The 12,787-nt window shown below is 66.0% G+C and carries 10 protein-coding genes; 3 read left to right on the top strand and 7 right to left on the bottom strand.

The window, feature by feature from the left end; all coding sequences use genetic code 11:
* The first annotated feature begins 1 nt into the window (after position 1).
* On the top strand, positions 2-931 hold the full coding sequence (locus tag ACCQ08_RS17020) for a 3-methyladenine DNA glycosylase 2 (RefSeq protein WP_239809053.1): 930 nt from the start codon (positions 2-4) through the stop codon (positions 929-931).
* Here the strand turns inward: ACCQ08_RS17020 and ACCQ08_RS17015 are convergent.
* On the bottom strand, positions 925-2,463 hold the full coding sequence (locus tag ACCQ08_RS17015) for an MFS transporter (protein ID WP_373450468.1): 1,539 nt from the start codon (positions 2,461-2,463) through the stop codon (positions 925-927). The genes ACCQ08_RS17020 and ACCQ08_RS17015 overlap by 7 nt on opposite strands.
* A 106-nt stretch (positions 2,464-2,569) precedes the next feature.
* Here ACCQ08_RS17015 and ACCQ08_RS17010 point away from each other — a divergent pair, with 106 nt between their 5' ends.
* Positions 2,570-3,475 carry a LysR substrate-binding domain-containing protein gene (locus ACCQ08_RS17010; RefSeq protein ID WP_373450467.1) on the top strand — a complete coding sequence of 302 codons (906 nt, stop codon included), beginning with the start codon at positions 2,570-2,572 and terminating at the stop codon, positions 3,473-3,475.
* A gap of 21 nt (positions 3,476-3,496) precedes the next feature.
* Here ACCQ08_RS17010 and ACCQ08_RS17005 read toward each other — a convergent pair whose 3' ends face one another.
* On the bottom strand, positions 3,497-4,078 hold the full coding sequence (locus ACCQ08_RS17005; protein WP_373450466.1) for a helix-turn-helix domain-containing protein: 582 nt from the start codon (positions 4,076-4,078) through the stop codon (positions 3,497-3,499).
* Positions 4,079-4,156: 78 nt separating this feature from the next.
* Between ACCQ08_RS17005 and ACCQ08_RS17000 the strand changes: the two genes are divergently transcribed.
* A complete protein-coding gene (locus ACCQ08_RS17000) occupies positions 4,157-5,578 on the top strand; it encodes an L-lactate permease (protein WP_373450465.1) in 1,422 nt (473 codons plus the stop codon).
* Here ACCQ08_RS17000 and ACCQ08_RS16995 read toward each other — a convergent pair.
* From ACCQ08_RS16995 to rtcR, 5 genes are all read right to left on the bottom strand, one after another.
* A complete protein-coding gene (locus ACCQ08_RS16995; RefSeq protein ID WP_373450464.1) occupies positions 5,553-6,254 on the bottom strand; it encodes a PolC-type DNA polymerase III in 702 nt (233 codons plus the stop codon). The genes ACCQ08_RS17000 and ACCQ08_RS16995 overlap by 26 nt on opposite strands.
* A 30-nt stretch (positions 6,255-6,284) precedes the next feature.
* On the bottom strand, positions 6,285-7,601 hold the full coding sequence (kynU, locus tag ACCQ08_RS16990; RefSeq protein WP_373450463.1) for a kynureninase: 1,317 nt from the start codon (positions 7,599-7,601) through the stop codon (positions 6,285-6,287).
* A 73-nt stretch (positions 7,602-7,674) separates the two neighbouring features.
* On the bottom strand, positions 7,675-8,352 hold the full coding sequence (gene kynB / locus ACCQ08_RS16985; protein ID WP_239809046.1) for an arylformamidase: 678 nt from the start codon (positions 8,350-8,352) through the stop codon (positions 7,675-7,677).
* A gap of 14 nt (positions 8,353-8,366) precedes the next feature.
* Positions 8,367-9,734 carry an amino acid permease gene (locus tag ACCQ08_RS16980; RefSeq protein WP_312835437.1) on the bottom strand — a complete coding sequence of 456 codons (1,368 nt, stop codon included), beginning with the start codon at positions 9,732-9,734 and terminating at the stop codon, positions 8,367-8,369.
* Positions 9,735-10,914: 1,180 nt separating this feature from the next.
* On the bottom strand, positions 10,915-12,531 hold the full coding sequence (gene rtcR, locus ACCQ08_RS16975) for an RNA repair transcriptional activator RtcR (protein ID WP_373450462.1): 1,617 nt from the start codon (positions 12,529-12,531) through the stop codon (positions 10,915-10,917).
* Between the last annotated feature and the right edge of the window lie 256 nt (positions 12,532-12,787).

The following is a 12,787-nucleotide window of genomic DNA, read 5'->3' as shown; positions in this document are numbered from 1 at the left end:
CATGCCCCTGGTCCTGAGCACCCAAGTCGCCCTGCCTGCCAACTACCGCCCGCAGGACATGCTGGCCCTGCATGCCCGGGATGCCCTGCAAGCTTCCGAGAAGGTCGAGGGGCTGCGGGTCAGCAAGGGCTTGACCTGGCAAGGCCGGCCTGCGCTGCTGGAGCTGGAGCTGGTGGAGGGCGCCACCCAGGCCGTTGCCAGCTTGGCGGTCGATGGGCCGGCCGACACCGGCGCTACCGGAGACGGCCCAGCCGCACTGGATGCGATGGTGGCGCGCATGCTGGGCCTGGGCGAGGGGGCGGACCAGCTGGCGCTGCAGCATGGCAAGCACCCGGTGCTGGGCCCGTTGCTGCTGAGCCAGATGGGTCTGCGTGTGCCCGCCAGCAGCAGCCCGTTCGAGGCCCTGGTATGGGCGATCACCGGCCAGCAGATCAGCGTGGCGGCGGCCATTGCACTGCGCCGGCGGCTGATTGCGGCTACGGCGCTGCAGCACAGCAGCGGCATGCTCTGCCACCCTGATGCCGCTGCGTTGGCGGCATTGACGCCCGAGCAACTGCGCGCCGCAGGCTTTTCGGTCAGCAAGATCGCCACGCTGGAGCGCGTTTGCGCTGCCGTGCTCGACGGCAGCCTGCCGCTCGATGCCTGGGCCACGCAGCCCTTGCAGGCGCAAGACGCCCAGGCGATTGAGGATGCGCTGCTGGCCATCAAGGGCATTGGCCCCTGGACGGTGCACTACGCACTGCTGCGCGGCTTTGGCTGGCTGGACGGCAGCCTGCATGGCGATGTGGCGGTGCGCAATGCGCTGGCCCGCTTGCTGGATGTGCCCAGCGTCTCGCAGCGCGAGGCCGAGCAGTGGCTGGGTGCGTTCGCGCCCTGGCGGGCGCTGGTGGCGGCCCACCTCTGGGCCAGCCTGTCGGCCAAAAGCTATTGAGGGCTAGCCGCAGGGGCCTGCAGCGCATCGCCACTGGCCGGGCGCAGCAGGCCCAGCACCACAAGCGCAGAGACGGTCGCAATCGCCGCCAGTACATACAGCAGCTGTGCAAAGGCCTGGCCATAGGCTTTTTGCAAATCAAGGGCAGCTGCCGCATCGGGCTGGGCAGGCAGCAAGGCCAGCGCCTGGCGCAGCTCGCCCATCGCCAGTTGCTGGGCCGCAGTCTGCAGGCTGGCCACCTCCAGGGATGCCGGCAGGTGCGGGGTGATAAAGCCGGCCAGCAGCGCGGTCACCATTGCCAGCGCAATGCCTTCACCGGCCACCCGCACGGTGCTGAAAATACCGGTGGCCATGCCCGCGCGTTCCTTGGGCACCATGCTGACCGACAGCCCATCCATCAGGCCCCAGGGCAGGCCCGCGCCGCTGCCGATCAGCAACAGCGGCAGCACACGCGCCATGCCACCGGCCTCCACGGGGATCTGCGCCAGCCACAGCAGGCCGGCGGCCGCGAGCAGCAGGCCCGCTGCCGAAATGGGACCGGGGCCGAACCAGCGCGTCAGCCAGGCTGCGGCCAGTGGTACCACCAGCATCGGGGCGGACAGCGCCAGCATCCACCAGCCGGCCGCCACCTCGCTGTAGCCGCCAATGCCGATCAGCTGCAGCGGCAGCAGCACCAGCAGCACCACGTAGCAGTAGCAGGTGGCGATCGGCAGCACCTGTACGCCGACGAAGCGCGGGTAGCGGAACAGACTCAGGTCCAGCATCGGGCGGGCCACCCGCCGCTCCACGGCGACGAAGAGCAGCAGCGCGGCAGCGGATGCCAGCAGCAATGCGATGACAAGCGGGCTGTGCCAGCCCCGTGCAGCCGCCTCCACCATCGTCAAGGTCAGCAAGGCCAGCGCGCAGGTGAACAGCAGCGCACCGGGCCAGTCCAGGCCCTGGGCCTGCGGATCGCGCGACTCGCGCATCGCGGCGATGCCCACCAGCAAGGCCAGCAGCCCCAGGCCGGTGCAGAGTGCAAAACCGGCCTGCCAGCCGGCGCGCTCCATCAACCAGCCGGTCAGCAGCGGGCCAAAGGCCAGGCCGGTGCCAAAGGTGGTGCCCAGCAGGCTGAAGGCCTGGGCGCGCTGCGCCGCTACAAACTCCTGCGCCAGCGCGGCTGTGCCGCCTGCCAACGTGGCCGCAGCCGCCACGCCTTGCAGCGCGCGCAGCAGGTCAATCTGCCACACGCTGCGCGCCAGCACCAGCCCCAGGCCCGCGAGGCAGAAGCTGGACAGACCCAGCAAAAACAGCCGCTTGCGCCCCCACTGGTCGGCCAGCGCGCCAGCGGCCATCAGGCAGCTGCCAAAGCCCAGCATGAAGGCATTGGTGATCCAGCCCAAGCTGGTGGCGCTGCCGCCCAGTGCGCGGCCAATCGCAGGCGTGGCCACGGCCCCGCCAGAAAAACTCAGCGGCAGCACCAGCGCTGCCAGACAAACGGATGCCAGAACCATCCAGGGCCCGCGCCAGGCGGCGGGTAAAACTTGACGCATAGCCAACTCCTGCAAAAACACGCTGTGGAGCTTAATGAGGAATGGATGGCTAATAAACGGGCAAGTCGTTGTTTGATTAACAACCAAATTTCCGTAATATGCGCGCATGGACAACCTGAACCACATCGCCGCCTTTGTGCAGGCGGCCGAGCGCCGCAGTTTTGTGGCCGCTGCCCGCGCCTTGGGCATCTCGGCATCGGCCGTCGGCAAAAGCGTGGCCAAGCTGGAGGCACAACTGGGCACGCAGCTGCTGGTGCGCACCACGCGGCGGGTGTCGCTGTCGCACGAGGGCGAGCTGATGTACACGCACTGGCGCCGCATTCTGGATGACCTGCAGGATGCGCAGGCGCTGCTGTCAAGCACGCAGAGCAGTCCCCGGGGCTTGCTGCGCATTGGCCTGCCCACCATTGGCTACCGCTTCTTGCTGCCGGTGATTCCGGCCTTCCGCGCGCGCTACCCGGATATTGAGCTGGACCTGGACTTCAACGACCGGCTGGTCGATGTGGTCGAGGCGCGCCTGGATGCAGTGATCCGCAGCGGCGTGCTGGCCGACTCCAGCCTCAGCGCCCGGCGCCTGGGCCTGTTCCGCTTTGTGCTCTGCGCATCCCCGGCCTATCTGGCGCAGCGCGGCCGGCCCCTGCGGCCCGGGGATCTGGCGGCGCATGACTGCCTGCGTTTTCGCTTTCCCACTTCGGGCAAGCTGCAGCCCTGGCAGATGGGCGGCGATAGCGCCGACGCCGCGCAGGATGCCGCCGCCCACCCGCCAGCGCTGACCTGCAACAACATGGAGGCCTTGCGCGGTGCGGCGATCGGGGGCCTGGGCATTGCCTATATGCCCGATTTTCTGGCCCGCGACGCGCTGGCCGATGGCAGCTTGCAGACGGTGCTGGACGACTGTCTGACCTATGCCGGCCAGTTCAGCATCCTCTGGCCCTCGGGCCGGCTGATGTCGCCGCGCCTGCGTGTGTTTGTGGACTTTGTGGCCGAGCGGCTGTTCCAGCCATCTTCGTGATGACGGCACTGCAAGGGGCCATCAGCCCCGATGCGTGGGCGCGGCCACCAGCAGGATGAAATGCGCCACGCCACGGCCCTCGTTGGCAAAGTGGTGCTCGGTGTCCATCGCCAGCTGGGCGCTATCGCCGGCTTGCAGCAGCACGGAATCGGCCCCGGTGAAGACGCGCAGACTGCCGCTTTCGACATAGAACACCTCGCGCGTGCCCGGCCGGTGCGGCGCGAAGTGGCTGGAGGCCTGGCCCGGCGGCACGGTGTAGTGCAGCAACTCCAGCCCCGGCAGCGGGCGGGCCAAGGCGAGGCGCACGATGCCGGTGTCCTCATGGACAAAGCGCGCATGCGCGCCGGCCCGCGTGATCTGTGCGGGCGCAGGGCTTTGCACCAGGTCGCTCAGCTCGCAGCCCAGGCCGCGGGCAATCGCCATGGCATTGCGCAGACTCACGCTGAGCAGGCCCCGTTCCACCCTGGACAGCGCCCCGGACGTGACGCCGCTGGCCTGGGCCAATTGGTCCAGGGTGATGGCCAGCTGCGCGCGGCGGGCGCGCACGGCCAGGCCGAACTGCAGGTCGGAATCGGTGCTGGGTGGGGAATTTTCAGTCGACATGGATTGACTATATTTCGTGTAGGAAATATTATTTGCCTATATGCAATTTCAACAAGCGCTCTCCCAATGTACCTGTTCTTGAGTGCGTCCCCGGTCCTGGCCGTCATCGCGGGGCTGTTGCTGGGGCTGCGTTCGCTGTATGCGGCGCTGACCGGTGTGGTGCTGGCACTGGCCGGCTGCCTGCTGGCTTTTCCGCTCAGCGCAGCTGCGGCGCAGCAGGCGCTGGCCAGCTGGATGCCGGTCCTCGTGGAGGTGCTGCTGATCGTGGGCGGCGGCCTGCTGCTGTCCGAAGTGCTGCGCGCTGCCGGAGCGCAAAAGGCGCTGGCGCAGTGGGTAATGGGCCGCACCGGCGAAGGCGTGGGCGCTGTGCTGCTGGTGGTGCACGGGGTCACGCCCTTTGCCGAATCACTGACCGGCTTTGGCATTGGCATCACCATCGGCATTCCGCTGCTGGCGCACAGCGGTTTGCCGGCGCGCAAGATGGCGCTGATTGGCTTGCTGGGCCTCTGCGCCGTGCCCTGGGGCTCCATGGGCCCGGGCACCTTGATTGCGGCCACGATGGCCGGGATCGGCTTTGATGCGCTGGGTGTGGCGTCAGCAGCGGTGAGTGTGATTCCGATGGTGGTGGCCGGTGTGGCCGCAGCGGGGCTGGCCAGTGCGCCGGGCCGGCGTGCAGTAGCCATGCTGCAGGGTGCGTTGTCGGGCCTGATGCTGGCGCTGGCCATTGGGCTGAGCAATGCGGTGGCCGGCACCTCGGCCGCCGGCGCGCTGGGCGCCTTGCTGATGACGGTGCTCTGGCTGTGGCTGGGCCGGCGGGGCACAGGCGCTGTAGCGGGCCAGGCCGCTGCGCCACTGGGCCTTTTGGGCTGGCGCGCGCTGGCCGCCTATGGCTTGCTGCTGCTGGGTGTGCTGGTGGCGGGCGCCGTGCTGCGCGCCTTGCAGGGCGCGGGTGCCTGGCATTTGCTGGCATCACCTGCGCTGTGGCTGTTTGTGGCGGCGGCCTGGTTTGCGCGCGGCCTGCCCGCAGCCAGCAGCCTGCAGCGGGTGTGGCAGTCCTGGCGCCAGGTGGCGCCGGTCACGGGGCTGTTCATCGTGCTGGGCGTGGTGATGGCCGTGTCGGGCATGGCTGCGCAGCTGGCCCATGCGTTGGCACAGGGCGGCAGCGCCTATGTGTTTGCTGCGCCTTTTGTCGGCGCGCTGGGAGGTTTTGTGACCGGCTCCAACACGGGCGCCAATGCGATGTTTGCGGCCACCCAGGCCGAGATTGCGCAGGCCCTGGGCGTGGCGGTGCTGCCGTTTATGGCAGTCCACAATGTCAGCGCGGCACTGCTGCTGATGGCCTCCCCCGGCAAGGTGGAGATGGCCTGCCAGCTGGTGCCCGGTGCTGCGCAGGCCGAGCGCGCCTGGGTACAGTCCAGGGTGCTGCTGGTGACCGGGCTGGCCGTGCTGCTGATGGCGGCGCTGAATGTGCTGCTCAGCGTGTTGCTGGCCCAGCCGTAGGCATCACCGTGTTGGCCAGCTCAGGCAGCTGCGGCTGGGTCTGGCGCGCGGAGGTGCTGCTGAGCCAGCGGCCCAGGTGCTTGCGCTGGCAGACCTGCAATTCGCTCAGCAGCGCATGGCTGGGCTCGGGAATGTGCCAGCGGCTGCGCAGATCGGCCTGCATGCGCAGCAGCAGGTGGGCGGTCATCTCGGCATCGGCCAGTGCCCGGTGGGCCTTGTCGGCCGGCGGCAGTTGCAGGTGGCGCACGATCTTGCCCAGCGAGTGGCTGGGTGCCTCGGGGTAGAGGCGGCGCGACAGCAACACGGTGCAGGCAAACAGCTTGCCGGCAGGCGCTGCGGCCGGGCTGGCCGCACAGCCTGCGCGTTCCAGCTCATCCAGCCAGAACTTGCTGTCAAACGATGCGTTGTGTGCCACCAGCGGCGCCGTGCCGACAAATGCTGCCGCCTCGCGCATCACCTGCTCTGCAGGCGCCGCCGCCTGCAGCATCGCGGTGGTGATGCCGGTGAGCTGGGTGATGAAGCCGGGCATGCGCTGGCCGGCATTCATCAGGTTCTGGTAGCGGTCCACGATGCGGCCGTTCTCGACCATGACGATGCCCACCTCCGCCGCGCGCGCGCCATGCGCCGGGCTCATGCCGGTGGTTTCAAAGTCGAGAATGGCGATGCGTTCGGACATGGCGTAGCGGGTGCTGGACGGGCTGTGCAATCAGGTCACCGCGTTGATGCGGTTGAACTCGGGCTTCTGCCATTCGCCCGATTCCAGTACCTGGCGCAGGTGCTCGACCGCGTTCCACACGTCTTCAAAACGGGTGTAGAGGGGGGTGAAGCCAAAACGCAGAATATCCTTGTGCGGGCCCTTGCCGCCATCGCCCTTGCGGAAGTCGCCAATCACGCCCCGGGCGATCAGCGCCTGCACGATGGCATAGGCGCCGCTGCCCTGGCCATCCACGCCCGCGCCGTCGTCGCGGGTCAGGCAGACCTGGGAGCCGCGCGCAAAGATATCGCGCGGCGTGGCCAGGCCCAGGCCGTAGCCGGCGCAGCGGGTCTCGACCAGCTCGATGAACAGGTCGGTCAGTGCGATGGACTTGCGGCGCAGTGCCGCCATGCCGCCGTACTTTTCGGCTTCGCTGAAGATGTCCAGCCCGCACTGCAGCGCCGACAGCGCAATCATCGGCTGGGTGCCGCACATGTAGCGGCGGATGCCGGGCGCAGGCTGGTAGTCGCTGTTGAAGGCAAACTGCTCGGCATGGCCGAACCAGCCCGACAGCGGCTGCCAGAACTTGTCGGTATGGCGCGCATGCACCCAGACAAAGGCCGGGGCGCCAGGGCCGCCGTTGAGGTACTTGTAGCTGCAGCCCACGGCGTAGTCGGCGTTGGCTGCATTCAGGTCCACCGGCACGGCGCCGGCGGCATGGGCCAGGTCCCACACGGTCAGCACGCCCTGTGCATGCGCGTCGCGCGTGACCTGGGTCATGTCGTGCATATGGCCGGTGCGGTAGTTCACGTGGCTGAGCAGCAGCACGGCCACATCGGTGGTCAGGCAGGCGGGCAGTTCTTCGGGCTCGATCAGCACCAGCTCCAGGTTGTGCTGCTTGCACAGCGATTCGGCGATGTACAGATCGGTAGGGAAATTGCTGCGCTCGCTGATGACCTTGGTGCGCGGTGCCGGGTTGGAGAACTCTTGCTGCGACAGGCGGATGGCTGCGCTCAGCACCTTGTAGAGGTTGACCGAGGTGGTGTCGGTGAACACGACCTCGCCGGGCTTGGCGCCGATCCAGGGCGCAAACTGGTCGCCCAGGCGCTGGGGCAGGTCGATCCAGCCGGCATCGTTCCAGCTGCGGATGAGGCCCTGGCCCCATTCACGCTGCACCACATCGGCGACGCGCGCCGCCGTGGCCTTGGGCAGCGGGCCCAGCGAGTTGCCGTCCAGGTAGATCACGCCTTCGGGCAGGTCGAACAGGTGGCGCAGCGGTGCCAGCGGCTCATGCTGGTCAACGTCGCGGCAGGCTTCCAAGGTGGTCATGGCTAGGTCTCTTTGTCAATGGTGGCGGGCAGGCGCTGGTGGGCCAGGCGCCTGCCGCAAGGGAGGTGGGGGTTCAGGCCGTGGCCTGATTGTAGGTGCCGGGCAGCGCGCGCAGCACGGCACGCACCGGCGATGCATCGGCCTGCACAAGCTTGAGCGGCAGCGCGATCAGCTCGTAGTCGCCCTCGGGCACGGCGTCCAGCACCAGGTTCTCCAGCACGCGCATGTCGTGGCGGCGAATGGTCTGGTGGCTGGGCAGGGCCTTGCTGTCAGCCGGGTCGATGCTGGCGGTATCGATGCCTATCAGGCGCACGCCCAGCGCGGCCAGGCGCTCGACGGTCTCGGCCGCGTAGCCGGTCAGGCCGGCATCCCACTGGGTCTGCGGCATCTGCTGGTAGGTGCGCACCAGCACGCGCTCGGGCAGGTCGTCGCTGATCGCATGTTCGATGTGCTGCCATTCGATCAGCGGGCCGCAGCCGATGGCATGGACCACGCGGCAGCGGCCCAGGTAGGGCGCCAGATCCACCTGGCCGATGGTAGCGCCATCGGGCGCATAGTGCAGCGGCGCATCGGCATGGGCGCCGGCATGCGGTGTGCTGGTGATGCTGGCCACATTGACCGGGCAACCCGGCCCGATGCTGGCCACCCATTGCTGCTGGTAGGGCGTGTCGCCGGGGAACACCGGCATGCCCACATAGACGGGCGGCGAGATGTCCCAGAGGCTTGGCGCAGAGTGAGGCGTGTTTGGCATAGCTGTGCAATGTATCAGCGCTTGCGGTACCAGATCAGGTAGACGGCGGTCATCACCAGCAGCATGGGCACGCCAATCAAGGTGGTCATGTGGAACACGTCGGTGAAATAGGTGGTGATGATGACGGCCAGCATCAGCACGGCGCCCAGCAGGGTCAGCACCGGAAAACCCCACATGCGGAACTGCAGGCGTTCGCCCGGATGCTCGCGCTGCCAGCGGCGGCGGAAGAACAAATGGGTGACAAACACCATGAACCAGGCAAACATGGCGCCGAACATCGAGATCGACATCATCAGTGTGAGCGATTCCTCGGGCTTGAGCACGTTGAGCACCATGGCCACGGCCATGCCCAGGCAGGAGATGGCAATCGCACCCATCGGCACGCCCCGGCTGTTGACCTTGCCCAGCGCTGCCGGCGCATAGCCGCCACGCGAGAGGCTGAACATCATGCGCGAGGTGACATAGAGCTGCGCATTCATCGCCGAGAGGCTGGCGACCAGCACCACAAAATTGAGCACACTGGCCGCGCCGGGAATGCCGACGATCTCCATCACCTTGACGAAGGGGCTCTTGTCGGTGCTGGCATGGCTCCAGGGCACGATGGCCAGCATCAAGGCCAGCGACAGCAGGTAGAACAGCACCAGGCGCAACACCGTGGTCTTGAACGCCGAGGTGACCGCCTGGCGCGGGTTCTGCGCCTCACCGGCGGCAATCGCGATCGACTCCAGGCTGAGGTAGCTGAAGATGGCCACGATCACCCCCACCCAGGTGCCCCACCAGCCGTTGGGGAAAAAGCCCCGGTCGGCGGTGTAGTTGGAAAAACCCACCCCCTCGGGCCGCGAGCCGAACACCACATAGGCGCCAATCAGGATAAAGGCGACGATGGCCACGACCTTGACCATGGAGAACACATACTCCATCTGCCCAAAGGCCTTGACGCTGGTGGCATTGACGGCAGCCAGCACGACCGAGAACAGCGCCACCCAGACCCACTGCTCCACCTCGGGGAACCAGTACTTCATGTACTTGCCCACCGCGGTGACTTCCATCCCCACCGCCAGCACCACGGCCGCCCAGTAGGCGTAGCGCACCACAAAGCCGGCGAGCGGGCTGAGGTAGTGCTCGGCATAGGCGCCAAACGATCCGCTGGTAGGGTGCGCGACCGTCATCTCGGCCAGGCAGCCCATCAGCAGCAAACCAATGAGCGCGCCGATGGCGTAGCTGATGAGCACGCTGGGCCCGGCAAAGCCGATGGCAAATGCGCTGCCCATGAAGAGGCCGGTGCCGATGGCGCCGCCAATGGCGATCATCGTCATTTGGGCTGCAGTGAGTTGCTGCAGCAGCCCGCGTTCGCGGCGGGCAATCGATTCAAAAGGGGACACGGGTTTTTTGCCTGTTATGCCTGGGGTGGCGCTGGGGTGGCTTTGGTTGCTGCCTCTGCGCGCTGGAAGGTGGGGATTTTAGGATTTGTGGGAAATCCATGTTGTTTGTTTTTTCTTGTTTTGCTTTTATCTTCTTGCTTGTTTGCTTGGCTAGCAGCTGCTGGCCGGGTCTCGCCCCGGCGGGCGAGGTACTTTTCTTGGCGATCAAGAAAAGTACCCAAAAGAAGGTCGTCCCTGTTGCTTGCGACCCTTCGCTTTGCGAAGGGCAACCTGTGTCGTGGCATTTGCGGGGTGTGCCGCGAAACTCACTACGCGCCAGAGGCGCTCCGTTCGAACAGACGCGGTAAGCTAGTGGACGATGCACTGGCACTCTGCGGTGGGGCTAGGCCTTTGGGAGGCTGGTTGGCTGCACGTTGTGCCTATTTTTTTGGTTTTGTTTACTACTGCGTAGGGCAGTTGGCCGGGTCTCGCCCCGGCGGGCGAGGTACTTTTCTTGCGCGGCCAAGAAAAGTACCCAAAAGAAGGCCGCCCCTGCTGCTTGCGACCCTTCGCGTTGCGAAGGGCAACCTGTGTCGTGGAGTTTGCGGGGTGTGCCGCGAAACTCACTACGCGCCAGAGGCGCTCCGTTCGGACAGACGCGGCAAGCTCGTTGACGAAGCGCTGGCACTCTGCGGTGCCAGCGCCACCCCACAAACGCCACGCCCCAGGCGCATGCAAAAGGGGGGATGCAAACAACCCCCAAACAGCCAAATACCAATAGGCCATCGCTGCGCTCGGCCTGCAGGGTGGCCGAGCGCAGCGATGGCCCATGTCTGTTCAACCCCCTTCTGAATGCGCCGAGGAGCACAGGGTATGGGCTGGGCAGTTGCACCGCAGAGTGCAACTGCATCGTGAACTGACTCACCGCGTCTGTTTGAACGGAGCGCCTCTGGCGCGTAGTGAGTTTCGCGGTGCAGCCCATGCCCGAGCACCACAGGTTGCCCGCAGCGAAGCGGAGGGACGCAGTCAGCAGGGCGACCTTCTTTTGGGTACTTTTCTTGGTCGCCAAGAAAAGTACCTCGCCCGCCGGGCGAACTCCGGCCAGCAAAAGACAAAAGCGCCGCAGGCATACGAATAAGCAAGAGGCGAGCAGCATACAACGAGCAGCAGAAACTAAAAACAGCATCAGACCTTAGCGGGCTCAACGAGCAGAACAAACCACATCCCAACTCAATCCAAACTTCTGCAAATACTTGCGCAACCGATCCGCATCATTCACCACCGCCCGCTGTGCCCGCGAAGCCTGAAACAACTGCCTCCCCGCCTCCGACAAACTGCTAGACGCACGACACACCCGCACCACCGACGCCAACTGCATCCGGTCAAACAAATCCATCCCCTCAATGGCATCACCAGGCAACAAGGCCTCCAACGCCACGTCAGCAGAACCATCGACACACGAAGCCACAGCCTCCGGCCGCTGCCACAGCCATTGCAGCCGACCAATCTCCGCCTCCACCTGGTCCTCGGTGATGCGGCCACTGGTAGACAAGGTAGCCAGCCGCGTCACGCTCGCATGCAGATCGCGGAAGTTGCCGCTCCACAGCGCCTGTGGGCTCTGGGCGAACTGCAGGTAGCGCTTGCGCGCCTCGGCGTTGAAGCGCTCGGTGCGGTGGGTTTGCTGGGCGTGCTGCACCAGCAGGTGGTCGATGTTGGGCTCGATGTCTTCGCTGCGCTGGGCCAGGCCGGGGAGGTTGTAGGTCCAGAGGTTGATGCGGGCGAACAGGTCTTCGCGAAAGCGGCCGGCTGCTACCTCCAGGCGCAGGTCGCGGTTGGTGCCGGCTATCAGCTGGAAGTCGCTGCTCACCTCCTTGTCCGAGCCCATCGGGTAGAAGCGCTTTTCCTCGATCGCCATCAGCAGCATGGCCTGCTCGTCGGCCCCCAGTTCGCCGATTTCGTCGAGGAAGAGCAGGCCCTGGTCTGCGGTGCGCAGCAGGCCGGCGCGCTCGGTGGCGGCGCCGGTGAACGCCCCTTTCTTGTGGCCGAACAAGGTGCTGGCGGCGCTGTCGCCGCGCAGGGTGGCGCAGTTGACTTCGACAAAGGCACCGCTGATCTGGTGGCGGGCCTTTTTCAGCTCGTACATGCGGCGCGCCAGAAAGGACTTGCCCGCGCCCGTCGGGCCCACCAGCAGCATGGGGGCCTGCGAGCGGCCTGCCACCTGCTCGATCTCCGCAATCAGCTGGTTGAAGCGCGGGTTGCGGGTGGGAATATGGCTTTTGAGAAAGGCGACCGCATCCTGCTGTGCCTGGGCATGGCGCGTGGCCAGCGCGTCGTAGCGCGACAGGTCCAGATCGATCAGCGCATAGTTGCCCGCCGCGCCATCGATCTGCCGCTTGGGTGGTGAGGCCTGCAGGATCACGCCGGGTATCGCGCGCGATTCCGCCAGCAGGAACAGGCAGATCTGCGCCACATGGGTGCCCGTGGTGATGTTGAGCCAGTACTGGGCCTGGTCGCTGTCGAAGGGGTAGCTGCTGGTCCAGTCGTAGAGCGCGCCGTAGACCTCTTCAAAGTCCCAGGGGTCGCGGATCGGCAGCTCCACCAGGTTCACTACGGTCTCGGGGCTGACGGCTGCAATGTCCTTTTGCACCAGCCGGGCCAGGTCGACATGCGAGCGCGTGTAGAGCAGCTCCATGCGGGCCACCACCATGTCTTCATGCTGGGTAATCGCGACCGAGGGCCGCCATTTGCTCCAGCGGCCTGCGCCGCGCCCGCTGTCGAGCTGGGTGCCGAGAAAACCGATGACGGTGATGGGTTTCATAGGATCGAATGGAATGAATTAGCTTTAATTCTAATGTCGCTAGCTATATGGATATTTTTTCTACTAAGGTTGCTGTGGATTGAGAACGCATATTTTAAAAAATTTCATTTAATTCAATGGCTTGATAAAAAGTTCTAGAGATGACGCAGAGTTGGCACGCTTCTGGCAAATAAGATGGCAAGCGCCACGTGGCGTGAGTCGGGGAAAGCAGGGCGAGGATCCTGCTTTCCCACCGGACGGGGCCAGGACGCAACTG

Origin of the sequence: Comamonas sp. SY3 (genome assembly GCF_041730275.1) — a bacterium.
GTDB classification, from domain to species: domain Bacteria; phylum Pseudomonadota; class Gammaproteobacteria; order Burkholderiales; family Burkholderiaceae_C; genus Comamonas; species Comamonas sediminis.
Note: the sequence above shows the minus strand (reverse complement) of the source record. Positions and strands in the feature narration are given on the sequence as shown.

Coding starts and splice junctions, on each gene's coding strand:
- ACCQ08_RS17020 (WP_239809053.1), top strand. CDS start 2: ATGCCCCTGGTCCTGAGCACCCAAGTCGCCCTGCCTGCCAACTACCGC.
- ACCQ08_RS17015 (WP_373450468.1), bottom strand. CDS start 2,463: ATGCGTCAAGTTTTACCCGCCGCCTGGCGCGGGCCCTGGATGGTTCTG.
- ACCQ08_RS17010 (WP_373450467.1), top strand. CDS start 2,570: ATGGACAACCTGAACCACATCGCCGCCTTTGTGCAGGCGGCCGAGCGC.
- ACCQ08_RS17005 (WP_373450466.1), bottom strand. CDS start 4,078: ATGTCGACTGAAAATTCCCCACCCAGCACCGATTCCGACCTGCAGTTC.
- ACCQ08_RS16995 (WP_373450464.1), bottom strand. CDS start 6,254: ATGTCCGAACGCATCGCCATTCTCGACTTTGAAACCACCGGCATGAGC.
- kynU (WP_373450463.1), bottom strand. CDS start 7,601: ATGACCACCTTGGAAGCCTGCCGCGACGTTGACCAGCATGAGCCGCTG.
- kynB (WP_239809046.1), bottom strand. CDS start 8,352: ATGCCAAACACGCCTCACTCTGCGCCAAGCCTCTGGGACATCTCGCCG.
- rtcR (WP_373450462.1), bottom strand. CDS start 12,531: ATGAAACCCATCACCGTCATCGGTTTTCTCGGCACCCAGCTCGACAGC.